Genomic DNA, 24,154 nt, shown 5'->3' with positions numbered 1-24,154 from the left:
GGTGTTCATCATTTCCAGGGGCGGTGGTAGGCGCCCAGGGTGTGCTGCTGGCCTTCGGCCACCTGGTCCAGGCTGGCCATCCAGGCGGTCTTGGGGGCGTAGCGCAGGCGGTCGGCCTGGCAGCTGTCGATGGCCTCGCGCCAGACCTTGGTGACCTGCGCCACATAGGCCGGGCTGCGCTGGCGCCCTTCGATCTTGACGGCGCGCACGCCCATCTTCATGAGCTGGGGCAGCAGCTCCAGCGTGTTCAGGCTGGTGGGCTCTTCGATGGCGTAGTAGTTTTCGTCCTCGCCCACGTCAAAACGGCCCTTGCACAGCGTGGGGTAGCCCGCGTTCTCGCCGGGGCCGTAGCGGTCGATCAGTACGCCGCCCAGGCGTGATTCCAGGCCCTTGGGCGTCTCCTGCCAACGCACCGCCTTGGCGGGCGAGCACACGCCGTGGGTGTTGGGCGATTCGCCCGTCACGTAGGACGAGAGCGCGCAGCGGCCTTCGACCATCACGCACAGGCTGCCGAAGCCGAACACCTCGATCTCGACCGGGGTGTTGTCGATCACGCGCTGCACCTGCTCCACGGCCAGCACGCGCGGCAGCACGGCGCGCACGATGCCGAACTGCTCGCGGTAGAAGTTGATGGCATCGGCGCTGGTGGCCGAGCCCTGCACCGACAGGTGCAGGCGCAGCTTGGGGTGGTGCTGCGCGCCGTATTGCATCAGGCCGGGGTCGGCCAGGATCACGGCGTCCATGCCCAGGTCCACCGCCTTGTCCATGGCGGCGCGCCAGGGCTCGGGGTTGGCGGCCTGCGGGTAGGTGTTGAGCGCCATGAACACCTTGCGCCCGCGCTGGTGCGCGTACTGGATGCCGTTGGCGATGGCGGCTTCGTCGAAATTGAGCCCGGCAAAGTTGCGCGCATTGGTGGCGTCGCGCAGGCCCAGGTACACGCAGCTGGCGCCCGCGTCCACGGCGGCCTTGAGCGCGGGCAGGCTGCCTGCGGGGCAGACCAGTTCGAACGGGGGCGCGGCCTCGGGGGCTGCGCCGTCGGTGGGGGAAGTGTGGGTTTGCATGCGATCGAAAAACTCGGACGCGGGCGGCCCGGCAGGCACCTTCGCGCAGGCTGAACCATACGCCCCTTCCATCGGTAGGGGCATGATCCAGGTCAAGCAGTGCCGCGCCCTTGCTGGGTCAGTCAGGCGCACAATGGACGATTGCCGCGCGTGCTCTCCTGGCCCCCCATGAACAAGAATCTGTGGCTGCTGGCGCTTTGCCAGGGCCTTTTCCTGACCAACAACGTCGTCTTCATCGCCATCAACGGCCTGGTAGGCCTGCAACTGGCGCCCTATGGCTGGATGGCCACCTTGCCCGTGATGGGCTATGTGGTGGGCGGTGCACTGGCCACCGGGCTGGTGGCGCGCACGCAGCAGCGCTGGGGGCGGCAGGTGTCGTTCCAGATCGGCCTGGCCGTGGCGCTGGCGTCGGCCCTGGCCGGGGCCTGGGCGGTGCGCAGCCACAGCTTCTGGCTGCTGTGTGCGGCCACCGTGGTGGCGGGCTACTACAGCGCCAACGGGCAGTTGTACCGCTTTGCCGCTGCCGAGCTGGCGGCGCCCGCCTTCCGCGACAAAGCCATTTCGCTGGTGCTGGCCGGGGGCCTGCTGGGCGCCGTGGCCGGGCCCAACCTGGCCAGCCACACGCGCACGCTGCTGGCCGTGCCTTTTGCCGGGGCCTATGTGGCGCTGGCAGCGGTGGCGCTGCTGTCCATGCTGTGCATGGCAGCCATCCGTTTTGACGCGCCGCCGCCGCGCACCGCCGCCAGCACCCGCGCCGGGCGCAGCGTGGGCCAGTTGCTGCGCGAGCCCGCCTTTCTGGTGGCCACGCTGGGCGCCGCGCTGGGCTATGGGGTGATGAACCTGCTCATGGCTGCCACGCCGCTGGCCATGCAGGTGTGCGGCTACGCGTTCGACGACGCTGCGCTGGTGCTGGAGTGGCATGTGATCGGCATGTTCGCGCCGGGCTTCTTCACCGGCCACCTGATCCAGCGCCTGGGCGTGTTGCCGGTGATGGGGGCGGGTGTGCTGCTCAACCTGGCCTGCGTGGCCGTGGCGCTGATGGGCGTGGACCTGCACCACTTTGGCATTGCGCTGTTCCTGCTGGGCGTGGGCTGGAACTTTCTGTTCACGGCCAGCACCACGCTGGCGCTGCAGGCCTACCGCCCCGAGGAGAAGGACCGCGCGCAGGCCGCCATCAACTTCTTTGTGTTTGCCACCATGGCGCTCACATCCTTTGCCTCGGGCGCGCTGGTGACCACGCAGGGCTGGACGCTGCTGAACTACGGCTCGCTCGCGCCCATCGCCTTGACCGGCATGGCCGTGCTGTGGCTTGCCTTGCGGCGTAAGGCTTAGTTGCTATTATTATGATAGCTGTTGGCGCTTGATGGACGGGCGCCAGAGGCCAAAATGCCTCAAACTTTTGCCGGGCACTGCTGCAGCAGCCACTGGCGCAGCAGCGCAAACACCGGCGCGGCCAACTCCGGGCTTTCGTTGAACAGCTCGTGGTACAGGCCGTCAAAGCACTGGCTGCGCACGCGCGCGCTGGGCGCAGCGGCGGCAAAGGCGCGGCTGCCTGCGGGCTGCACCAGGCGGTCGGCGCCGGCCCACATCAGCAGCGTGGGCACGCTCCAGTGCGCGGCGCGGGCCAGGGTGGCGGGGCCGCCGTCGGCAATGAACTGCGCCAGGCGTGCGCTGATGCGGTCGTGGCACAACGGGTCGGCCACGTAGGCATCGACCACCGCGCGGTCGTGCGAGATGTAGTCCACCTGCAGCCCGTTGCCGATGCGCAGGTTGGGGGCAATGCGTGGCAGCGTGCTCAGCAGCAGCTTTTGCACGGCATTGAGTCCGGGGTCCAGCGCGGGCGAGGACAGCACCAGCGCATCCACCGGCCGCAGGTGCAGCGACACAAAGCGCGCCGCCACCAGCCCGCCCATGCTGTGGCCCAGCAGCACCAGGGGCAGGCCCTTGGGCGTGTGGGAGCGCGCGGCGTCCACCATGTCGGCCAGGTCTTCCAGCAGGCGCATGGAGTGGGTCAGCCCGCCGCGCGGCCCACCCGACTGGCCGTGGCCGTACTGGTCGAACGCACGCACGGCAAAGCCCCAAGCGTTCAGGCGCCGGGCCGTGGCGTCGTAGCGCCCGGCGTGCTCGCCCAGACCATGCACGATGAGCACGGTGCCGCGCTGGGGCTCGTCCTCGGGCAGGGGCCAGTCGTACACGGCGATGTTTTCACCGTCGCTGGCGGTGAAGGCGCTCAGGGTATAGGCGGGGGATGCGGAGTCGGCGTCGGAGGTCTCAACCATGGTGCTGCAGGGGCTGGGCGTTACTGAAGCGCATCATAGAGGAGGCGGCCCCGCCTGTGCGCTGCCCTGGGCCACACGCCGCGTCACGGCAGGTCCCGCCACCAGCACCACCAGAAAGCGCGCCAGCTGCATGGCCATCACAAAGCCCGTGTCCACCGCGCTGGTGGCGGCAATCACCGCCATGGAATCGGCCCCGCCAGGGCAGGTGGCCAGAAAGGCACTCAAGGCGTCCAGCCCCGTGGTCAGCACCAGCGCCGTGCCGGTGGCCAGGCCCACCCCCATCAGCAGGGCGATGGACAGCAGCACCTGCGGCAGCGCACGCAGCGCGTGCAGCGCAATGCCGCGCGTAAAACGCAGGCCCACGCTCCAGCCAATGGCCGCATAGGCCAGCGCCATGAGCGCCGGGGGCAGCGCGGGTGTCCAGCCCCACAGGCCCTGTACCAGCGCGGCGGCCACCAGCGGCAGCACCATGGAGCCGCCCGCCAGGTTCAGGCGCTGTGCCAGCGCATGGCCGCCCAGCACCAGGGCGGCGGTCAGCGCCAGCGCCTGCGGCGCCGTGGGCGGCCACCACGGAATGGCGCTGGCACTGTCGGGCAGCGGGCCCACCACGGCGCGCGTGACCAGCGCCGCCACCAGCGTGACCACCACCACCCGCGTGTACTGCATGAAGGCCACCAACCGCACATCGGCGCCAAACGATTCCGACATGACCACCATGGCCGTGGCCGCCCCCGGCGCCATACCCCACAGGGCCGTGGTGCCGGGCATGACCTGGCGCCGCGTGAGCCACCAGCCCAGCCCGGTGCTGGCGGCAATCAGCAGCAGCGTGGCGCCCAGAAACACCGGCCAGCTCTGCACCACCGTGCCCAGGTGCTGCGGCTGCAGGCTGTGCGCCATGAGGCAGCCCAGCAGCCCCTGCCCCCAGCCAAACAAGGTGCGCGGCACGGCCAGCGTGGTGCCGCGCACCGCCACGGCAATGGCGCACACCATGCAGCCCAGCAGCACGGCCGCAGGCACATGCAGGGCCAGCAGCGCCGCCGACAGCAGCGCGCTGCCCATGCACAGCGCCAGCCAGTGTCTTGAAGAAGTCATGGCGCGCGCAAACAAGGTGTGGGTGCAGCAATGGGCGGGATCAATGCCCCGTCCTCGGTCTCAAGGCAGGCTGGCAATCACCTGTGCCACGGCGGCGGTGAGCTTCTTGGCGTAAGGCACATGCAGAAACTCGTTGGGCCCGTGGGCGTTGCTCTTGGGGCCGAGCACGCCGCAGACCATCATCTGCGCCTTCGGGAAGCCCTGGCTGAGCATGCCCATCAGCGGAATGGTGCCGCCCTGGCCGATGAAGCCGCAGGGCGCGCCGAAGTGCGCTTGAGAAGCGGCATCCAGCGCCTGGGCGAACCAGGGCGCGGTCTCGGGCGCGTTCCAGCCGTTGGCCCCGCTGGCGCTCTCCCAGGTCACCTTGGCCTGGTAGGGGGCGTTGTCTTCGAGCAGCGCCTTCATCTCCTGCACGCAAGCTGCCGCGTCCACCAGCGGCGGCAGGCGCAGGCTGAGCTTGAAGGCGGTGTACGGGCGCAGCACGTTGCCTGCGTCCTGCAGGGCCGGAAAACCCTCGGCGCCAGTCACGCTGAGCGTGGGCTCCCAGGTGCGCTTGAGCAGCGCCTGCACCGGGTCCGTGGTGGTGGGCAGGGCGACGATGGTGGAGCCACCGCAGTCGTGGTGCGCCCAGGGGAAGCGCCGGTACACCTCCTCGCCCAGGATGGCCGCCGTGGCGCGCGCCTGCGCCAGGCGCTCGGCGGGTACCTCGCAGTGGAAGCGGGCGGGCAGCAGGCGCCCGGTGGCGCTGTCCTCCAGCCGATCCAGCACCTGGCGCATGATGCGGAAGGACGAAGGCACCAGGCCCGAGGCGTCGCCCGAGTGGATGCCCTCGGTGAGGATCTCCACCTTCAGCGTGCCGCTGGCCATGCCGCGCAGGCTGGTGGTGAGCCAGAGCTGGTCGTAGTTGCCCGCGCCCGAGTCGAGGCAGACCACCAGGGCCACGTCGCCCAGGCGGGTCTTGAGCGCGTCGATGTAGGGCAGCAGGTCGCGCGAGCCGCTTTCCTCGCTGGTTTCGATCAGGCCGACGATGCGCGGGTGCGGCACGCCCTGGCGTTGCAGCTCCTGCACGGCGGCGATGCTGGCGTAAACGGCGTAGCCGTCGTCGGCGCCGCCGCGGCCATAGAGCTTGCCGTCCTCCATCTTGGGCGTCCAGGGGCCGAGGTCGGAACGCCAGCCTTCGAATTCAGGCTGCTTGTCGAGGTGGCCGTACATCAGCACCGTCTGCGGGCTGGCCGGGCGCGTGGCGGCGATCTCGAAGAACAGCACCGGCGTGCGGCCCGGCAGACGCACCACTTCGGCTGTGAGGCCCGCCACCTTCTGCGCCTCGACCCAGGCGGCGGCGTTGCGCACCACGGTGTCGAGCAGGCCCGTATCGGCCCAGCCGGGCTCGAACATGGGCGACTTGGCGGGGATGCGGATGTAGTCGGTGAGCTGGGGCACGATGCTGGCGTCCCAGACGCCGCTGATGCGGTCCAGCGCGGCGGCGCTGTCCAGCGCCTGGGGAGGGAGGGGAGCGTTCATGGCGGTGGCTTCACATTGGCGCAAAAGCTGCATTCGACCACAAGCCTGCGTGGTCTGCTACAGGCACTAGTGCAGCGAGGTCGGAAAGGTCGCGTGCGAGGAGGTCATCATCCCCGCATGGGCCATGCGGCCCAGCGTGGCCGTGGTGTGCACGCGGTTGCCGCCGTACTGGCGGGCTTGTTCCAGGGCCTGGTCGGCCGCGTGGATGAGCTGGTCCCAACTGTCGCCCGGCTCCAGCCGCCCGCCGAACACGCCCACGCTCAGTGTCAGCGCGGGGGTGCCCCCAGGCAGTGGGGGCAGGTCGCGCGCGGCGTCGCACAGTTGCTCGGCCAGGCGTGCGGCGCCTTGGGCGCTGGTGTCGGGCAGTACCAGCAGCAGCTCGCAGGCGCCGTAGCGGCCCACGATGTCCTGCGAGCGGATGCGGTTCTGCACCAGCTCCACCATGGAGCACAGCAGGGATTCGCCGTCCTGGCGGGCGCCGCCGGTGTCTTCGCCCAGCAGGTCGGGCTCCAGCATCAGCACCGCCATGGGCAGGCGGGTGCGGATGGCGCGGGCCACGTCGCGGTCCAGCGCGGCAATGATGGAGCGGCGGTTGGCAATGCCCGTGGTTTCATCCAGCGCGGCCAGCACCTGGCTGCGCCTGCGGCCCTGGTGGCTGTGCAGCAGCACAAAGCCCACCGTGGCCACCAGCCAGGAGGCCAGTGCAAACAGCACGCCGGGGATCAGCACCATCGGATCGGTCAGCAGCGACTGCGGGTCGGGCAGCCCCGCCAGCCCGGCCACGGCCAGCGCAGTGTGGGTGGCCATCAGGCCGCCCAGGCCTGTGGCCACCAGCGCGGTGCCACGCTCGGGCAGCGCAAAGCGGCGTTCCAGAAGGTTCCACAGCACCCAGGCGCATTGCCCGGCCAGCACGGTACCGACAAGGGCCGCTGCCAGCCCCAGGTCGGCGTGCCAGGGCAGCAGCACCAGGCCCAGCAGCAGCGGGGGCGGCACCACGGCGCCCCAGGGCATGGGTTGTTCCTGCTGGCGCGCAATGGCCGCCAACACGCAGGCCAGGGCGCCCGAAGCCAGCATGCCGCCGCCCACCGTGACCCACAGCACAGGCCACTGCGCGCGCCAGCCCAGCAGGCCGCAGGCCAGCGCCTGCAAGGCCAGTGCCAGTGCCCAAGTGCGCAGCCCGTCGCGGCGGCCACCCCAGGCGGCCACGGTCAGCCCGGTCGCCAGTGTGAGGGCGACCACGGCCGATGCCAGCATCAGAACGGACCAAACTGTAACCATGACCCCCTGATTGTTTCACCAGTGGGGAATGTGTTGCCAGATGCAAACGAAGAAATAGTTCAGCGCTGAGGAGACAGCCCAATCTGCGTGTGTGGTGTGCTTGCATCATGGCCCAGCTTGAACACCTGCACGGCGGTGGTCAGGCGCTGTGCCTGTTCGCGCAGGCTTTGCGCGGCAGCGGCCGATTGTTCGACCAGGGCGGCGTTCTGCTGGGTCATCTGGTCGAGCTGGTTGACGGCAGTGTTCACCTGGCCTATGCCGTCGGACTGCTCGGCCGCTGCGGCCGAGATTTCGCCCACGATGTCGCCCACGCGGTGCACGGAGGCCACGATCTCGCCCATGGTGGCACCGGCGTTCTGCACCAGTTGGGTGCCGCTGTCCACGCGCTCGACCGAGGCCTGGATGAGCCGCTTGATCTCGCGCGCGGCTTCGGCCGAGCGGCCTGCCAGGCTGCGCACTTCACTGGCCACCACGGCAAAGCCGCGGCCTTGTTCGCCCGCGCGGGCCGCTTCCACCGCCGCGTTGAGCGCCAGGATGTTGGTCTGGAAGGCAATGCCGTCGATCACGCCAATGATGTCGCCGATCTTGCGCGAGCTTTGCTGGATATCGCCCATGGTGGCGACCACCTCGCCCACCACCTGGCCGCCGCGCGTGGCCACTTCGGCGGCGGCGCCCGACATCTGGTGCGCCTGGCGCGCGGCGTCGGCGGACTGGCGCACGGTGGCGGTCAGCTCTTCCATGCTTTGTGCGGTCTCGGCCAGGTTGCTGGCGGCGTGCTCGGTGCGGGTGGAGAGGTCCTGGTTGCCCGCCGCGATTTCTGCGCTGGCGGTGGTGATGCCATCCACCGCCTGGCGCACCTGCAGCAGCATCTGCACGTAGCGCTGGCGCATGGCCTCCACCTCGTGCACCAGGGCGCCGATCTCGTCGTGCTTGGCCGACTGGAAGGACTGCGTCAGGTCGCCCTGCCCCACCAGCGTGATGGCGTGGGTGAGCTGGCGCAGCGGCTCGCTCACCCCGCGCCGCAGCACCACAAACAGGCCCACGCCCAGCAGGCCCAGCGCCAGCGCCATGAGTCCCCAGACCGCGTAGCTGACCTGGCGCTGGCTGGCCATGGCCTCGGCATCGGGCACCTCGGCCACTACCCACCAGCCTTCGGCGCGGGTCTTGCGCAGCAGCGCCCAGGGCGCCTGGGCATTGGGTTGGAGAATGCCTGCGGCATCGCGCACCAGGCCGTCGCTGGCCTGGCCCAGTGCCTCGAAGAACGCGCGGCCTTGTGGGAAGGCCTGCAGCACCTTCTGGCCGCGTGCGCTGGGGTGCACGACGAAGACGGCTTCGTCCAGGCTGCCGCGCGGGTCGATCACGTACAGGCCGCCGTTGTCGAAAAAGCGCGTCTGCGCCACCTGCTTTTCCAGCATGCCGTCGAACACGCTGATGTCGTTGCCCACAAAGAGCGCGGCGATGACCTTGCCTGCGGCGTCTTTCACCGGCAGGTAGTAGCCCATGGTGGAGCGCCCCTGGATCGGCGTGCGGCCGGCATAGGGCTCGCCCTTGCTGATGTGACGGTAGGCGCCGCCCTTGCGGTCCAGCGGCGGGCCGGGCACGCGCACGCCCTGGGCGTCTTTCACGGAGGTGGTGATCTCGACGAAGTCCTCGCCCTTGCGCGCAAAGACAGCGGCCACGCCCCCGGTCTGGGCGGCAAAGGCGTCCACGGCGCTGGTGTCGCCGTTCACGGGCGCGCCGTAGCTCTTGAGTTCGCCCGTGGTTTCATCGAGCTGCATGGCGCTGTCGAACTGGCGCTGGAAGCTCTTGACCGTTTGCTGCACCAGCTCGCGGTTGGTGGCGTCGGCCGCGTCCAGCGACTGGGCCACGCTCTGCACCGTGTCGCCCACGCTGCGCACCACCTGCTCCCGCGTGCTGCGGCTGGTCAGGGTGGAAATGGCCAGGCCCACGAGCAGCAGTACCAGCGCCACCAGCACGATGGCGGCCAGCGTGATGCGGCGTGCGACCGAGCGGTTGTCTGCTGAGGGGTTCCGCATGGGTAGCTCCTTGACGTAACAAAATGCAGCGTTAATTGACGTAACGTCAATAATGTACGGGAGCCAGGCGCGCCGGGGCAAGCGCATATTCCCGGATACCGCTGCGTCAGTCGCCACCCAATGCGATAGTTGCCTGCCGTTTACTGCGACGGTGGGGTGCGCCAGCCCAGCCCCGCCGATGTACCCGCGCGCGGGCGGTATTCGCAGCCGATCCAGCCGCCATAGCCCAGGGCATCGATCAGCCCGAACAGGTAGGGGTAGTACACCTCGCCCTGGTCGGGTTCGTGGCGCTCGGGCACGCCGGCCATCTGCACATGGCCCACGCGACCCGTGGGCAGGTAGCGGCGCAGCTTGGTGGCCAGGTCGCCTTCGACGATCTGGCAGTGGTACAGGTCCATCTGCACCTTGAGGTGGGGCGAACCCACAGCGTCGAGCACGGCGTGCGCGTCGTCCTGGCGCTGCAGCAGGTAGCCGGGCATGTCGCGCGGGTTGATGGGCTCGATCAGCACCTCGCGCCCGCAGGCACCGGCCTGTGCGGAGGCCCAGCGCAGGTTGTCCACGTAGGTCTGGCGGCAGGCGGCGGGGTCGGCACCTTCGGGCAGGCAGCCCGCCATCAGGTGGATGCGCAGGCAGTCGAGCTGCTCAGCGTAGTGCAGCGCTTCCAGCACCCCGGCGCGAAACTCGGCCTCGCGCCCCGGCAGGGCGGCGGTGCCGCGTGCGCCCTGGTCCCAGGCCTGGGCCATGGCGCCGCGCGCAAGGCCACCGGGCGGCGCATTGAACAGCACCTGGCGCAGCCCGTGTGTGCGCAGTTGCGCTGCCAGCAGCGCGGGTTCGTGGGCGTAGGGGAACAGGTATTCCACACCGGCAAAGCCGTCGCGCGCAGCGGCGCCAAAGCGTTCCAGAAATGGCAGCTCGGTGTACATCAGGCTCAGGTTGGCGGCAAACTGGGGCATGGCGTTTGGACGTCTTGAGAATGGGTTTTTGTGCAAAAAACGGCCTTGGCGCCCGTCTAACAAGCGCTGCAAGCTATCATATTCATAGCAACCATGGCGACTCTTCCATTGTTACGCATCGGTGAACTGGCCCGCCGCACCGGGGCCTCGGCCAAGGCCATACGACTGTACGAGGCGCGCGGCCTGCTGGGTCGGGTGGCCCGCGCAGGCACCTACCGCCAGTATGGCGAAGACGATGTGGCACGCGTGCAGTTGATCCGCCAGGCCTTGGCGTTGGGTTTTCGCCTGGCCGAACTCGACGGCCTGCACGCCCTCCCCTCGCCCCAGGGTTGGCAGCAGGTGGCCGCTCTGGTGGCGGCGCGCCGGGCGGCGGTGGCGTGTGAGCGCGAGCGTCTGCGCCGCCTGGACCGGCAACTGGCGGCGCTGGAGGCGGAGCTGCGCTCCTGCGATGTCGCCAATGCTCCCCGCCTGGTGCTGGATTGCCCCGCCGCAGGGCTGGGCGCAGCCTGAGCACGCTGCGCAGGCAGGCTCAGGCTGCGCTGTCCTGGTGGTTTCGCACCAACGCGCAAAAGCCTTCGGCGGGCAGTGCGGGCGACCAGTGGAAGCCCTGGCCGAACTCGCAGCCAAAGCCCTGCAGTCTGTGCAGCATGGCCGCGTCTTCCACGCCTTCGGCCACCACCTGCAGGCCCAGGCAGTGGGCCATTTCGATGATGGCGCGCACGATGCCTTCGTCGTGCGTGCTGCTGCCCATGCGGCGCACAAAAGACTGGTCGATCTTGAGCCGGTGCACCGCAAAGCGCTGCAGGTAGGCCAGGTTGGAGTAGCCGGTGCCGAAGTCGTCGATGGCGATCTGCACGCCCTGTGCACGCAGGCGCTGCAGCACTTCGCTGAGGTGGTGTGCGTCGGCCACCAGCAGGGATTCGGTCAGCTCCAGCTCCAGTGCGTCAGCGGGCAGCTGGCAGGCGGCAAGCGCGTTGGCCACTTCGCGCTCGATGTTGTCGCGGTGGAACTGCAGGGGCGAGACGTTGACCGCCACTGTCAGCGCCCCCAACCCTTGCTGGCGCCAGGCCTGGGCGTCCAGGCAGGCGCGGTGCAGCACCCAGGTGCCGACCTCGTTGATGAGGCCGGTACGCTCCGCCACCGGGATGAACTTGCCCGGCGGCACGAAGCCCAGCGTGGGGTGCTTCCAGCGCACCAGCGCCTCGGCGCCAATGATGCGGCCGCTGTGCAGGTCGAACTGCGGCTGGTAGTGCACCTGCAACTCGCCGTGGGCCAGTGCCGTGCGCAGGCCCGACGCCATGTGCAGGTGCTCGACCACGTTTTCGTTCATGCTCGCGTCAAAGAAGCGGAACGCGTTGCGGCCCGAATCCTTGGCGCGGTACATGGCCAGGTCGGCGTTCTTGAGCAGTTCGTCCACGTCCGACCCGTCGCGCGGCGCCACAGCAATGCCCAGCGAGGTGGTCACCACCACGTCCAGACCTTGCAGCGGGAACGGCCTGGCCAGCAGTTGCAGCACCTGTCTGGCGCTGGCGGCCACGGCCTCCTCGCTGTGGACGTTGCCCAGCAGGATCAGGAACTCGTCGCCCGAGAGCCGTGCCACGGTGTCGCCGTCGCGCAGGCCCGATCCCAGCCGCTCGGCCACGAGGCACAGCAGCTCGTCGCCCACGGCGTGGCCGAGGGAGTCGTTCACGGTCTTGAAGTTGTCCAGGTCCAGGTACAGCGCGGCCACCATGCGCTGGTCGCGCCGGGCCTGCAGCAGCAACTGTTCCAGGCGGTCCTTGGCCAGCGTGCGGTTGGGGAGCTGGGTCAGCGTGTCGCGGTGTGCCAGCACGTCGATGCGCTGGTGCGATTCGGCCAGCGCTTCCTTCTCTGAAGCGAGCTGCGCCAGGGTGCTGTGCAGGTCGCCGGTCAGCAGCCAGACGAAAAAACCGATGGCGGCCAGAATGGCCACCATCATCACCAGGCGCTGCAAGTCCACAGGCGCCGACGCAGCGCGGATCACGCCGGTCTGGTGCAGCACGAACAGCAGCACCAAGGCGCCCTGCAACCAGGCCATCAGTACCCACAGCATGCGCCGGCTGCCAAACATGCCCGCAAAGATCAGGATGGCCGGAAAGGCCAGCGTCCCCTCGTCATACAGCCCCTCGCCCGCCGCCATCAGCCCGAAGATGCCCGCGATCAGCGTAGCCAGCATCCACTGCGATGCCCGCGCCAGTTCGCCGCGATGGTTCCACCGATAGGCCAGGCCCAGCAGCGCCAGGGCCACCAGTTCCAGGGCCACGCTGGTGTAGCCGCCCTTGGAAAAACTCATCAGCGCCGCGGTACCGAAGGCGGCCATCACCGCCCACAGGATCTGCTGCAGGCGCCGCTGCTGCAGCGTCAGCACCGTGCCTGGGGACTGTAGGGGGGTGGCAGGAAGGGAAGAGGACATGGAAGCGAGGGCTGCCGCCAGGTCGGGCGGCGCGCAGCCACCAGCATGGAGCAGCCATGCACGGGCGTGAATGGGGGTCTGCCCTAGGACCAGCAGTGACATACCCACAATGGGGCATACAGGTTCACAATCGCGCCATGAGCGCTCCGCCACTCGTTCCTGTGGACCCGCTGGATGTTCGGGTGGGGTTGCCAACGCGCGTGGACATCTTCGACGTGCATGGGCAGTTGCTGCTGGCGCGCGGCTCCACGGTGTACCGCGAAGACAGCGCGGAGCGCCTGCAGCAAGCCGGGTTCAAATGCGTGGCGACCTCCCAGGGCATCGGCACGCGCCGTCACGAGCCCGTATTCCAGCGCATGGAGGTGCTGGCGGACACCATGACTGATATGGAGCGTGTCCTGCTGCAGGACCAGGGCTTGCCCTCGTTCACCTTCAAGGTCCAGGCACTGGCACAGACGCTCATTGCCTGTTGCGACGAGGACCACCACGCCGCGCTCGCGCAGGCCTACCTGGACCAGCACCATCCCTACTCTGTGCTGCACCATGTGCTGGTCGGCGTTGTGGTGGCGGTGCTCTCGCGCAGCGAGGGCTGGAGTGATGCAGACCGCATCTCGCTCGTGGCCGCGGCCTTGTCACACGACCTCGGGGCCCTGGCCTTGCGCCAGGCGCTGGGCCAGGCGGCGTCTCTGGATGAAGAGCAGCGCAAGTTGGTGCGCGAGCACCCGGACAGAGGTGTGCAGATGCTGGACGGCTTGGGTGTGCGCGACGCGTTGTGGCTGCGGGCGGTGCAGGATCACCATGAGCGCATGGACGGCAGCGGGTATCCGCAGGGCCTGTGTCTGGACGGCAATGCGGCCGGGGCCTTGATGGCGGTGGCCGATGGGTATGCGGCCATGCTGCGCCCCCGCCCCTACCGGGAGCGCAAGCTGAGCCTGTCCGTCCTTGACGATCTGCGCCAGCACGCTGGGACCTGGTACGACACGCGCAAGGTGCAAGCGATTGCCGACTGCTTTGGCACCTACCACGCGGGCAGCATCGTGCGCCTGGCGAGTGGGCACATGGCGGTGGTCACACGCCACGTGCCAGAGCGGCCCGAGCAGCCCGACATGATGCTGATTGCCGTGGGTGGCGACCATCCGATGGAAAGGCCCAGCCCCATCGATGCCGCCGACCCCGACCACGCCATCGTGGCCGCGCTGCAACCCGAGATCAGCCTGCGATTTCGCAGCATGGTCAACAAGTGCTGGAGCAGCCAAGGCGCTTGACTCTGCCCCGTGGGACAAGGTGACGATGGCGGACATCGCAACTTCAAGGTATTTACGTGGCGCAACGCATTTTGGTCATCCTGGGCCATCCATCGGCAGACAGCCTCAGCGCGGCCCTGGCGCAGTCGTACAAGGAGGGCGCGCAAGCGGCCGGGGCGCAGGTGCGCCTGCTGGATCTGGGGGCGCTGGCGTTCGATCCGATCCTGCGCGCGGGCTACCGGGGGGAGCAAGCGCTGGAGCCTGACCTGCAGGCCGCGCAGGCACAGATCAGCTGGGCCGAGCACCTGGTCTGGGTCTATCCGACCTGGTGGGGCGCCATGCCGGCGCTGCTCAAGGGCTTCATCGACCGGGTGTTCCTGCCCGGGTTTGCTTTCAAGTACCGCCAGGGATCATCGCTGTGGGACCGGCTGCTGGCGGGCCGCTCGGCGCAGTTGCTGGTGACCATGGATTCACCGCCCTGGTACTACCGCTGGGTGCAGCACATGCCAGGCCACCACCAGATGAAGAAGACCATCCTGGAGTTCAGCGGTATCCGGCCCGTGCGTGTGCAGAGTTTTGGGCCGGTGCGCACGGCAGATGCCGCGCGGCGCCAGCGCTGGCTGGAGCGCGCGCGGCGGCTTGGGGAGGAGGCTCAGCGCATCTGAAACAGCTCGCGGTGCAGTCGCTCTGCGGGAAGGCCCAGGGCCTGCAGGCCTTGCTCCAGGGCCTGACCAAACCCGGCGGGGCCGCAGAACCAGACATCGGCATCGCGCCATTGCGGTACCGCCTGCGCGATGCGCTGGGCATTCAGCAGGCCGTCGCGCTCATCCCACAGCACATGCAGGCCTACCCCGGCCTCGCGGGCGTCGCGCTCCAAAAGGCCGATGGCGTGCGGGTCGTACACCGCCGTGGTGTGGAACAGGTCGATTTCGCGCCCGTCGGCTTGCTGCGCCAGCGCCTTCATGCGTGCGATGAACGGGGTGATGCCAATGCCCGCGCCCACCCAGATCTGGCGGCGCTGGCGGCCCTCGAAGTTGAAGCGACCGTACGGCCCCTCGATGCGCACCACATCGCCCACCTGCACGCGCTCGGCCAGCGTGGCGGTGTAGTCGCCCAGCGCCTTGATGATGAAGGTGATCTGGCCGTCATCCTGCCAGGCCGAGGTGATGGTGTAGGGGTGCGGCCCCTCGTCCGCGTGCAGCGTCACAAAGGCAAACTGCCCGGCGTCGTGTCCGGCCCAGCGGCCCTTGAGGGCAATTGTCACCTCCACCACCTGCAGGCGGTCGTGGCGCACCACGGACTGCACCTCGCCTGCCACCTGGCGCTGTGCGCCCACGCGGCGCAGCAGCACCCACACGGCGGCCACGCTGCCCCCGGCCATCAGGGCGCCCATCAGCCAGCCCAGCGGGGTGCCCCAGTAGTCAAAGCGCATCAGCACCACGGCGTGAAACACCAGCACAAGGTAAGCCACGGCGATGAGCCGGTGCGTCTGGAAGAAGCGCTGGTACGGAAAGCGCCGCACCAGCGCCAGCACCATGAGCAGCACGGCGGCATAAAAGGCCCATTCGCCCAGTCCCTCGGCCGGTTTGCGCAGGCCGTGCAGCCAGGCCTCCAATCCCTCCAACTGGGGGCCGGGCCCGCGCTGGGGCCGCTCCAGCAGGCCTGCACGCACCAGCCATTTGGGCGCCTCGGACAGCAGCCAGTGCCCCACCGACAGCACCAGCCCCGCAATACCCAGCCACTTGTGCAGGCGGTACATCTTGTCCAGCCCGCCCAGCCAGGGCTCCAGGCGCACCGGGCGCACGGCCAGCAGCATGGCCAGGCTCATCACACCCAGGCCCAGCACGCCGCTGTACTGGATCAGCAGATTGCGCCAGGGAAAAAAGCCCTGGAGGGTGGACAGGCCGGGGGCATTGATGAGCAGCCAAAGTCCCGAAAGGCCGAGCAGGCTGAACCAGTAAAAGCGGTGAATGCGGCGCATGGCAGGGAACAAAGTGGAGTTTTGGCTTCATCTTAGGCGTCTTGCGTCAAGCGCCGGTAAAGCGCGTGTGGCGTGTTGGCAAAGCAGCGCCTGCATCCGGGCTTCCCCGAGGAGCAAAGCGCCTGTGGCCGATGCACAATGCTGTTATTCCCCGCGCACTGCGCGAGCCTGCCCACCATGACCGACCCTGCGAACGACTGGATTGCTCCCTTGGGGCAAATGCTCGATGGTTTGGGCATTGCCATGTGCCTGTTCGACGACCAAGACCGTACCCAGGTCTGGAACGAGACCTTCCTGCGTTTTTTTCCGGAACATGCGGGGCATGTCCATGTGGGGGAGCCGTACTGCGACAACCTGCGCCGTTTTTACCTGGGGCGCCTGGGGCCCGACGAGATCGAGCGCATCGACAGCTATATCGATGCCGGTATTGCGCGCCACCGGGGGCAAACCCAGCCCTTTGCCTTTGAGCACCGGGGGCGGCAACTGGTGGTGTCGTCCCTGCGGTTGCAGGGGGTGGGGCGACTGCGCGTGTGGAGCTTGCGGCATGGCGCTGCGCTGGACCTGCTGGGCCAGGGCGCCGGGCTGCCGCAGGATGCCGGGGCGCTGTCCTCGCTGCTGGACCGCGTGCCCGTGGGGCTGATGCAGTGCGACGCTGCCGGGGCCATCACCTGGGTGAACGCCTCTTTTGCGCTGAAGTACGGCCTGCACGATCCACGGGCCGCCCTGGGCCGCACGCTGGAGGAGGTGTTCCGCCAGGCATGGACAGCGGCAGGCACGCCCGATGCACCCGCCTGCGTCCAGGGCCTGCAGACCCTGCGCGAGATGATGCGCTTTACCGGGGCGCCCTTCGAGCTGACCCTGCCTGGACCACGCACCGTGCGCGTGCAGGCCCGCCCCGGGGTGGATTCCGTCCATTTGTATGCCCATATCGACATCACAGAGCTGCGCCTGCAACAGGAGCGCCTGGCCGAAGCCGAGCAGGCGGCCCGCGACAGCGCTACCGCACTGGCACGCGAGTCCGCGCTGCTGCAGGCCACGCTGCAAAACATGGAGCAGGGCGTGGCCATGATCAACCCGCAAGGCCGGATCGAGTTCTACAACCAGCGCATCCTGGAACTGCTCGATCTGCCGCGGGAACTGCTGGACACCCAGCCCCTGCTGGAAGACGTGATTCGCTTCCAGCGCGAGCATGGCGAGTTCGAAGGCCAGCCGCCGCAGGCGCTGGCGCACCTGTCACCCCACTCACTCGGCACGGTCCAGCCTCTCGCCGTGCGCCAGCGCCCCAACGGCCGCATGATCGAAGTACGCAGCATTCCGGTGGCGGGTGGCGGCTTGCTGCGCACCTTCACCGATGTGACCGAACGCCACCAGCACCAGCAGAACATCGAGCACCTGGCCAGCCACGACAGCCTGACCGGGCTGTACAACCGCGCCAAGTTCATGGAATGCCTGGTGGCCGAGGTGGCGCTGGCCAGGCGCCAGCAGGGCCGTCTGGCGGTGCTGTACCTGGACCTGGATGGGTTCAAGCCCATCAACGACACCCACGGCCATGCCGCCGGGGACCAGGTGCTGGTCTGGGTGGGCCAGACCCTGCGCCGGGTCGCGCGCGAATCAGACTTTGTGGCGCGGCTGGGGGGCGATGAGTTTGCCGTGCTGCAGCGCGGCATCGACCACTACGACCAGGCCGTGGCGCTGGCCCAGCGCCTGGCCGACGCACTGAGCCAGCCCTGGACGCTGGGCAAGCTGCGTGTGCAGATCGGTGCGTCCATTGGCATTGCGCTGTACCCCGAGCACGGCAGCGATCCGGAGGCCTTGCTCGCCGCTGCCGACCAGGCCATGTATCTGGTCAAGACGGGCAACCGCAAGAGGGGCTCCCTGGTGGTGCCGCGCCAAACCCGTGGTGGCGGCGCACCGCAGATGTCCTGATCCGGCAGCTCAACGCATCTGGAACAGTTCCTGGTGGAACTGCTCCGCAGGCAGGCCCAGCGCCAGCAGGTCCCGCCGCAGCACCTGACCGAAAGCCGCCGGGCCGCAGAACCAGACATCGGCCTCGTGCCACTGCGGCACGGCGGCGGCGATGCGCCGGGCATCGAGCAGGCCATCGCGCGCATCCCACAGCACATGCAGGCGCACCCCGGCGGCCTGGGCGTCGCGCTCCAGCAGGCCGATGGCATCGGCGTCGTACTCCGCAGTGGCATGGAACAGGTCGATGGTCTTGCCATCGGGCGCCTGCGCCAGCGCCTTCATGCGCGCGACGAATGGCGCAATGCCGATGCCGCCGCCCACCCAGATCTGGCGCGCCCGCGCGCCCTCGAACGTGAACTGCCCATAAGGCCCTTCCACCTGCACCACGCTGCCCACGCGCAGGCGGTGCTCCAGGGTGCGCGTGTAGTCACCCAGGGCCTTGACGAGAAAGCCGATGCGCCCGTCCCCCGTCCATGGCGTCGCGATGGTGAAGGGGTGCGCCCCTTCTTCGGCATGGAAGGTGACAAAGGCGAATTGGCCCGCCTGGTGCCCGGCCCAGCGGCCCTTGATGTCGATCGCCAGCTCCAGCGTGTGCACGGCCTCGTGCCGGGTGATGGCCGACACCTCCCCCACCGCCTTGCGGCCGGCCGCCACGCGGCGCAGCAGCACCCGCACCGCCGCGATGCCGCCGGCCAGCACCAGCACGGCCAGGGGCAGCCCGAGGACACCGGCCCAGTCGTCCACCCGCAGCAGCACAAGCGCATGCCAGGCCAGGGCCAGGAAGGCGGCGGCCAGCAGGCGGTGCACCTTGAAGAAGTAGCGGTACGGGAAGGAGCGCACCAGCGCCAGCAGCATCATCAGCACGGCCAGGTAGAACGCCCACTCGCCCACCACCACGGCCATGCCGCGCTGGCCGCGCAGCGCCTGCTGCAGCCATTCGAGCGCGGGCAGGTCGGTGCGCAACAGGCTGGTGGAGACCGCCTGGCGCCGGATCCAGCCCAGGCCCGCCAGGTGCGGCGGCACCACGGCCAGCAGCCAATGCGCGATGGACGCCCCGAGCGCCGTGATGCCCAGCCACTTGTGCAGCCGGTACATCTTGTCCAGGCCGCCCAGCCAGGGCTCGAACACCACCGGACGCACCGCCAGCACCAGGGCCAGCGCCATGACACCGATGGCCAGCACGCCGGTGTACTGCAGCAGCACGGCGCGCCAGGCGAAGACATGCGTCAACGACGCGGCATCGGTCGGGTCGCTCAGCCACCAGGCGGTGCTGAGCAGAAGCAGAAAGAAGCCGAAGACCTGGCGGATGGTTTGCATGGCAGTGGATGCAGGTGCCGATGGGGGGATGGTAGCCCCGGGTGGAGGTCGCATGGCACGGTGCCTGGTCGGCAGCAACCGAGTCGCACAGGCGTGCCTGATTGATCTGCCAAATAACGGCCGATGGCACCGCTTCCTGTCGGCTTCACGCACTTGCGATCGGTTCATGCTGTGCACAGGGCTTGGTCGAGCAACAAGCCTTGGCGTGCACTTGGCGGCAGAGGTTTCCAGGGGCGCCTGTCAGACATGCATCCACCACCAACTTCAGGGGCCTGTGGCTTCTGTGGGAGAGAGCCATGCGTTACAGCGAATCCGAAGTCAATCATGCCCTGACCCGACTGTTCCGCTGGGGCTATGCAGCCCTTACGCACCGGGAGCGCGCCATCGTGGATGAACTCGCGGTCATCTGCTGATCCGGTTCGCGCCAGCAACACCGCCCTGCAGGCGCGGCCGACCTCGCCTGCGGAATGGCCGCCACCGCATGCGGCCGTTGCTTCAGCGCAAGAGCCGTATGGCTTCGGGCAGCGAATCTACCTGTGGCAGGAAATGGTCGATGGTGGCGCCCAGGGCCACGGCGCACAGCAGTGCGCCGAGCAGCGGCTTCCAGGTCAGGCGCACGGCGGCGCTGAGCCAGCCCGCACGTTCCACCCCCATGGCCACACGGGCCGTGGTGACCGAAAACGCCAGTTCCACGGCCACGGCCAGCAGCACGTCCCAACCAAAGAACAGCAGCGCCAGCGAGCCCGCGCCCATGACCAGCAGCGCCACGATGGCAAAGATGGCCACCACGGGCACCACCACCACGGCGCCTTCATCGGCGCTGCCCAGGCCTTCGAGCGCTCCCCCGGCCAGGTCGCCCAGGCCCTGGGCGGCGCCGTCCAGCGCGCCCGATGTGTCGCCCCCGTCCGAAGGCATGGAAACATGGGGGCGCACACGGGTGGCGGAGCGGGCCAGGTCCACCACATCCAGTGCCATGTCGCCAGCATCGATGGCGTCGCCCGCATCCCAGCCGCTGTCCTTGGCCTTGCCCTTGCCCTCGGGTTGCACCAGCCAGGTGGCCCACAGGCGCAGCACCAGCAGGTACACCAGGTAGCCCACGGTGAGCGTGACCGCGTAGCGCACCGAGAGCTGGTGCACGCCCAGCGTCTTTTGCATCCATGCGGCCAGCAGCATGCCCAGCAGCGTGAGGCTGCCGATGCACAGCCCATGCCAGCGCAGGCTGTGGCGCTGCTGCAGCGTCTGCGCGATCTGCTCGCGCTCGGTCAGGCGCAGGGTGCGCCAGTTGCTGCGCCGGGCCTGGCCGGGGCGCTTCATGCTCTGGCGTCCACCACCACCGGCACGCGCTGGGCCACCGCGCACATCAGCTCATAGCCAATGGTGCCTGCGGCCTGCGCCACCTCGTCAATGGGCAGCACGGCGCCCTGGCTGGAGCGGCCCCACAGCGTGACTTCGCTGCCCATGCCGACCTCCATGCCCGCGGCGCGCAGGGGCGTGAGGTCCACGGCCAGCATGTCCATGCTCACGCGGCCCACGGTGCGGGTGCGCACGCCTTCCACCAGCACCGGCGTGCCGGTGCCGCAGTGGCGCGGGTAGCCGTCGGCGTAGCCGCAGGCGGCCACGCCCAGGGTCATGGGGGCGTCGGCGGTGAAGGAGGAGCCATAGCCCACGGTGTCGCCCGGCTGCAGTTCCTGCACCGCCAGCAACTTGGTGGACAGGGTCATGCCGGGTTGCAGATCCCAATCCGTGCTGCGGCGCTCGGGGTGGTCGGGCGCGCCGCCGTACAGCAGGATGCCTGCGCGCACCCAGTCGGCGCGCACCTGGGCGTCCTGCGCATGGCGCAGCGTGGCGGCGCTGTTGCACAGGCTGCGCTCGCCGGGCAGGTCGCGCGTGGCCAGGGCAAAGGCGGCCATCTGGTGGGCGATTCCGCGCGGCCCGTCGGCGTCGGAGAAATGCGTCATGAGCGAGATTTCCTCCACCTGCGGCAGGGCGTTCAGGCGCGCCCAGGCGGCGCGGTAGCGCTCGGGCGTGAAGCCCAGGCGGTTCATGCCCGAGTTCATCTTGAGGAACACGCGGTGCGGCACCTGCGTCTTGTGGGCAGCCAGCCAGTCGATCTGGGCGTCGCAGTGCACGGCGTGCCACAGGCCCAGGCGCGAGCACAGTTCCAGGTCGCGCGGCTCGAACACGCCTTCAAGCAGCAGGATGGGGCCGCGCCAGCCCAGGTGGCGGATGCGCTCGGCCTCCTGCAGGTCCAGCAGGGCAAAGCCGTCGGCGGCGCGAAAAGCCTCGAACACCCGCTCGATACCGTGCCCGTAGGCATTGGCCTTGACCACGGCCCAGACGCGTGCGTCGGGAGCGGCCTGCTGCGCGCGCGCCAGGTTGTGTTGCAGTGCAGCGGTGTGGATGGTGGCAAGAATGGGACGGGGCATGGCGGGCAGGTGCGTGCTGGGGTGTGGAAGGGGATTCTGGCACCGGGACGCTGGAATCCGCGTGTTATAACCGCCTGTCACAAATTCAGGCCCCCCGATTTAATCCGCCATCAGTCCCGCTGATGGCCGCCCCCCAGCCTCCCCGATGAAGCGCGGTTTTTACACCATCATGTCGGCGCAGTTTTTCAGCTCGCTCGCCGACAACGCATTGTTTGTGGCGGCCGTGGAGTTGCTGCGCACGGGCGGCGCCCCCGAGTGGCAGCGTGCTGCGCTGGTGCCCATGTTCGCCCTGTTCTACGTGGTGCTGGCGCCCTTTGTCGGTGCGTTTGCCGATGCGCTGCCCAAGGGCAAGGTCATGTTCGTGAGCAATGCCATCAAGGTAGTGGGTTGTCTGTTGATGCTGACCGGCCTGCACCCGTTGCTGGCCTACGCCGTGGTGGGCCTGGGTGCAGCGGCGTATTCGCCGGCCAAGTACGGCATCCTGACCGAGCTGCTGCCGCCTTCCCAACTGGTCAAGGCCAATGGCTGGATCGAGGGGCTGACGATCGCCTCCATCATTCTGGGCGTGTTGCTGGGCGGGCAGTTGGTGGGGGCCACGGTGTCGGCGCACCTGCTGGCGTTCGATCTGCCGGGGGTGGAGTTGGTGGACAACGCTGCCGAGTCCGCCATCCTGTCGCTGGTGCTGGTGTATGCGCTGGCGGCCTGGTTCAACACCCGCATCCCCCACACCGGCGTGGAGATGCGCCCGCTGCGGCACGACCCCGCGCGCAGCGTGCTGGCCAGTGCGCTGGAACTGCTGCCCGACTTTTGGCGCTGCAACCGCCGCCTCTGGAACGACCGACTGGGCCAGATCTCGCTGGCTACCACCACGTTGTTCTGGGGTGTGTCGGGCAACCTGCGCTACATCGTGCTCGCCTGGAGCGCTGCTGCGCTGGGCTACAGCACCACCCAAGCCTCGGCGCTGGTGGGGGTGGTGGCCATTGGCACGGCGGTGGGTGCGGTGGTGGCGTCCATGCACATGCGGCTGGACCTGGCCACACGCGTCATGCCCCTGGGCGTTGCCATGGGGTTGCTGGTCATTCTGATGAACTTCATCGACAACGTCTGGCTGGCCGTGCCTTTTTTGATTGCGCTGGGCGGGCTGGGCGGCTTCCTGGTGGTGCCCATGAACGCGCTGCTGCAGCACCGGGGGCACAACCTCATGGGCGCGGGGCGGTCCATTGCGGTGCAAAACTTCAACGAGCAGGCATGCATCCTGGGGTTGGGGGCGTTCTACAGCCTGTCCACCCTGCTGGGGCTGTCGGCCTTTGGTGCCATCACGGCGTTTGGCGTGGTGGTGGCTGGCGCCATGTGGCTGATCCAGCTCTGGCATGTGCACAACTGCCGCCACCACCGCGAGGAACTGGAGCACCTGCTGCAGATCGCCCGGCAGGATACGCACCACTGATGCTATAAAATTGATAGCTTATTGCGCTTGATGGACGGGCGCTGGAGGCCAATTTTATGCAAAAAGCGCGATGCAGGCCTCGTCCCACACGTGGCCGTCCTGCGACCAGGGGCCCACGCCCGGCGGCGGGAATCCGCTGCGGCAATAGCCCTGCTGCGCTTCAAAGTCGAACACCGCGTGCGGGTAGTCGTTGATGAGCAGCACCGCCTTGCGGCAGTCGGCTGCCCAGCCGATCTTGACCGTGGAGGGCTGCGCCCGGTCGGTCACACTCTCCACATCGTAGATGTGCACCGCGTCCTGGATGGGCTGGCTGGCCAGGGCCCGGTCCAGCGCATAGAAGTAACCTGTCTCGCCATCGTCCTCGAACACCGCGCTGAACTGTCCCTGGGGCGCGACCCCTTCGATGGTCACAGGTTGGCCGACAAAGATTTGCCGCTGGGCGGCGACGTGGATGGGCATGGTGCGTGCAGACGGGAAAGGTATGCAAAGGTACCACGCCTGTGGGGTGTATCCAGGCTAGGCGCGCAGGAATCCACAGGCGCTTGAGCGCCTGCAGCGCGGTACGGCTAGCATGCGGGTCTTTCCACTGCACAGGTGCCCACCATGCCCACGGTTTACGACTTCGACGCCCAGACCATCGACGGCCGCACCGTCCCGCTGCGCCAGTACGAAGGCAAGGTGCTGCTCATCGTCAACACCGCCAGTGCCTGCGGTTTCACGCCGCAGTTTGCCGGGCTGGAAGAATTGCACCAGCGCTACGGCGACCAGGGTCTGGTGGTGCTGGGCTTTCCGTGCAACCAGTTTGCTGGCCAGGACCCCGGCAGCAACGACGAGATCGCCAGCTTCTGCCAGCTCAACTACGGCGTGAGCTTTCCGATGATGGCCAAGGTCGATGTCAACGGCGCGCAGGCCAGCCCGCTGTACCGCTGGCTGTGCGCCGAGGCCCCCGGTCTGCTGGGCAGCAAGGCCATCAAGTGGAACTTCACCAAGTTCCTGGTGGGCAAGGACGGCCAGGTCATCCGGCGCTACGCCCCACAAGACACGCCCGCCAAGCTGGCGGACGACGTGGAGGCCGCGCTCCAGGCGTGATGCCTCTCCCCGGGAAAGCCCCGGGGTCCATGGC

Annotated in this window: 20 protein-coding genes; 7 read left to right on the top strand and 13 right to left on the bottom strand. The window is 68.6% G+C overall.

Annotated features, from left to right (window positions below; genetic code table 11):
- Nucleotides 1-8: 8 nt before the first annotated feature.
- On the bottom strand, nt 9-1,061 hold the full coding sequence (gene ubiU / locus MJ602_RS01205; RefSeq protein ID WP_243019063.1) for a ubiquinone anaerobic biosynthesis protein UbiU: 1,053 nt from the start codon (nt 1,059-1,061) through the stop codon (nt 9-11).
- A 168-nt stretch (nt 1,062-1,229) separates the two neighbouring features.
- On the opposite strand from ubiU, the gene MJ602_RS01200 reads away from it, so the two are divergent.
- Nucleotides 1,230-2,393 (top strand): MFS transporter, encoded by a 1,164-nt coding sequence (locus MJ602_RS01200; RefSeq protein ID WP_243019062.1) that lies wholly within the window; start codon nt 1,230-1,232, stop codon nt 2,391-2,393.
- 59 nt (nt 2,394-2,452) lie between these two features.
- On the opposite strand, the gene MJ602_RS01195 is transcribed toward MJ602_RS01200, so the two are convergent.
- The 6 genes from MJ602_RS01195 to otnI all read right to left on the bottom strand — a co-directional run bounded on the left by MJ602_RS01195 (nt 2,453) and on the right by otnI (nt 10,220).
- Nucleotides 2,453-3,340, bottom strand: coding sequence for an alpha/beta hydrolase (locus MJ602_RS01195; RefSeq protein WP_162017927.1), 888 nt, complete (start codon nt 3,338-3,340; stop codon nt 2,453-2,455).
- Nucleotides 3,341-3,373: 33 nt separating this feature from the next.
- A complete protein-coding gene (locus tag MJ602_RS01190) occupies nt 3,374-4,432 on the bottom strand; it encodes an AbrB family transcriptional regulator (RefSeq protein WP_243019061.1) in 1,059 nt (352 codons plus the stop codon).
- A gap of 60 nt (nt 4,433-4,492) precedes the next feature.
- Nucleotides 4,493-5,953, bottom strand: coding sequence for a M20 family metallopeptidase (locus MJ602_RS01185; RefSeq protein WP_243019060.1), 1,461 nt, complete (start codon nt 5,951-5,953; stop codon nt 4,493-4,495).
- A 66-nt stretch (nt 5,954-6,019) separates the two neighbouring features.
- Nucleotides 6,020-7,231, bottom strand: a complete 1,212-nt coding sequence (locus MJ602_RS01180; protein WP_243019059.1) for a GGDEF domain-containing protein — start codon at nt 7,229-7,231, stop codon at nt 6,020-6,022.
- Nucleotides 7,232-7,290: 59 nt separating this feature from the next.
- Entirely contained in the window at nt 7,291-9,267 is a 1,977-nt protein-coding gene (locus tag MJ602_RS01175) for a methyl-accepting chemotaxis protein (protein ID WP_243019058.1), read from the bottom strand.
- Nucleotides 9,268-9,407: 140 nt separating this feature from the next.
- Nucleotides 9,408-10,220 carry a 2-oxo-tetronate isomerase gene (gene otnI, locus MJ602_RS01170; RefSeq protein ID WP_243019057.1) on the bottom strand — a complete coding sequence of 271 codons (813 nt, stop codon included), beginning with the start codon at nt 10,218-10,220 and terminating at the stop codon, nt 9,408-9,410.
- 93 nt (nt 10,221-10,313) lie between these two features.
- Between otnI and MJ602_RS01165 the strand changes: the two genes are divergently transcribed.
- A complete protein-coding gene (locus MJ602_RS01165; RefSeq protein ID WP_162017933.1) occupies nt 10,314-10,730 on the top strand; it encodes a MerR family transcriptional regulator in 417 nt (138 codons plus the stop codon).
- A gap of 19 nt (nt 10,731-10,749) precedes the next feature.
- Here the strand turns inward: MJ602_RS01165 and MJ602_RS01160 are convergent, their stop codons facing one another.
- Complete coding sequence (locus MJ602_RS01160; RefSeq protein ID WP_243019056.1) at nt 10,750-12,651, bottom strand: putative bifunctional diguanylate cyclase/phosphodiesterase; 1,902 nt, start codon at nt 12,649-12,651, stop codon at nt 10,750-10,752.
- A 137-nt stretch (nt 12,652-12,788) separates the two neighbouring features.
- On the opposite strand from MJ602_RS01160, the gene MJ602_RS01155 reads away from it, so the two are divergent.
- Both MJ602_RS01155 and MJ602_RS01150 read left to right on the top strand, forming a co-directional pair.
- Nucleotides 12,789-13,916: an HD-GYP domain-containing protein gene (locus MJ602_RS01155; RefSeq protein WP_243019055.1), complete on the top strand. Its 1,128-nt coding sequence runs from the start codon at nt 12,789-12,791 to the stop codon at nt 13,914-13,916.
- 56 nt (nt 13,917-13,972) lie between these two features.
- Nucleotides 13,973-14,560, top strand: a complete 588-nt coding sequence (locus MJ602_RS01150) for an NAD(P)H-dependent oxidoreductase (protein WP_243019054.1) — start codon at nt 13,973-13,975, stop codon at nt 14,558-14,560.
- On the opposite strand, the gene MJ602_RS01145 is transcribed toward MJ602_RS01150, so the two are convergent.
- Nucleotides 14,548-15,876 (bottom strand): ferredoxin reductase family protein, encoded by a 1,329-nt coding sequence (locus tag MJ602_RS01145; protein ID WP_243019053.1) that lies wholly within the window; start codon nt 15,874-15,876, stop codon nt 14,548-14,550. The genes MJ602_RS01150 and MJ602_RS01145 overlap by 13 nt on opposite strands.
- Nucleotides 15,877-16,053: 177 nt before the next feature.
- Here MJ602_RS01145 and MJ602_RS01140 point away from each other — a divergent pair, with 177 nt between their 5' ends.
- Complete coding sequence (locus MJ602_RS01140; RefSeq protein WP_243019052.1) at nt 16,054-17,802, top strand: diguanylate cyclase domain-containing protein; 1,749 nt, start codon at nt 16,054-16,056, stop codon at nt 17,800-17,802.
- A gap of 9 nt (nt 17,803-17,811) precedes the next feature.
- Here the strand turns inward: MJ602_RS01140 and MJ602_RS01135 are convergent, their stop codons facing one another.
- The 3 genes from MJ602_RS01135 to alr all read right to left on the bottom strand — a co-directional run bounded on the left by MJ602_RS01135 (nt 17,812) and on the right by alr (nt 21,584).
- Nucleotides 17,812-19,158, bottom strand: coding sequence for a ferredoxin reductase family protein (locus MJ602_RS01135; RefSeq protein ID WP_243019051.1), 1,347 nt, complete (start codon nt 19,156-19,158; stop codon nt 17,812-17,814).
- Between the two features lie 495 nt (nt 19,159-19,653).
- Complete coding sequence (locus tag MJ602_RS01130; protein ID WP_243019050.1) at nt 19,654-20,472, bottom strand: hypothetical protein; 819 nt, start codon at nt 20,470-20,472, stop codon at nt 19,654-19,656.
- Nucleotides 20,469-21,584 (bottom strand): alanine racemase, encoded by a 1,116-nt coding sequence (alr, locus tag MJ602_RS01125; RefSeq protein ID WP_243019049.1) that lies wholly within the window; start codon nt 21,582-21,584, stop codon nt 20,469-20,471. The genes MJ602_RS01130 and alr overlap by 4 nt, the downstream gene beginning before the upstream one ends.
- Nucleotides 21,585-21,729: 145 nt before the next feature.
- Here alr and lplT point away from each other — a divergent pair, with 145 nt between their 5' ends.
- Nucleotides 21,730-23,031, top strand: a complete 1,302-nt coding sequence (gene lplT / locus MJ602_RS01120; RefSeq protein ID WP_162017942.1) for a lysophospholipid transporter LplT — start codon at nt 21,730-21,732, stop codon at nt 23,029-23,031.
- A gap of 54 nt (nt 23,032-23,085) precedes the next feature.
- Here the strand turns inward: lplT and MJ602_RS01115 are convergent, their stop codons facing one another.
- The gene (locus MJ602_RS01115) at nt 23,086-23,490 is read right to left on the bottom strand and encodes a DUF2251 domain-containing protein (RefSeq protein WP_162017943.1); all 405 of its coding nucleotides are present in this window, start codon (nt 23,488-23,490) and stop codon (nt 23,086-23,088) included.
- Between the two features lie 144 nt (nt 23,491-23,634).
- On the opposite strand from MJ602_RS01115, the gene MJ602_RS01110 reads away from it, so the two are divergent.
- The gene (locus MJ602_RS01110; protein WP_162017944.1) at nt 23,635-24,120 is read left to right on the top strand and encodes a glutathione peroxidase; all 486 of its coding nucleotides are present in this window, start codon (nt 23,635-23,637) and stop codon (nt 24,118-24,120) included.
- Nucleotides 24,121-24,154: the final 34 nt, after the last annotated feature.

It is taken from the genome of Simplicispira sedimenti, from assembly GCF_022760965.1.
In the GTDB taxonomy this organism is placed as follows: domain Bacteria; phylum Pseudomonadota; class Gammaproteobacteria; order Burkholderiales; family Burkholderiaceae_C; genus Simplicispira; species Simplicispira sedimenti.
This window is presented reverse-complemented; position numbering and strand designations above follow the sequence as displayed.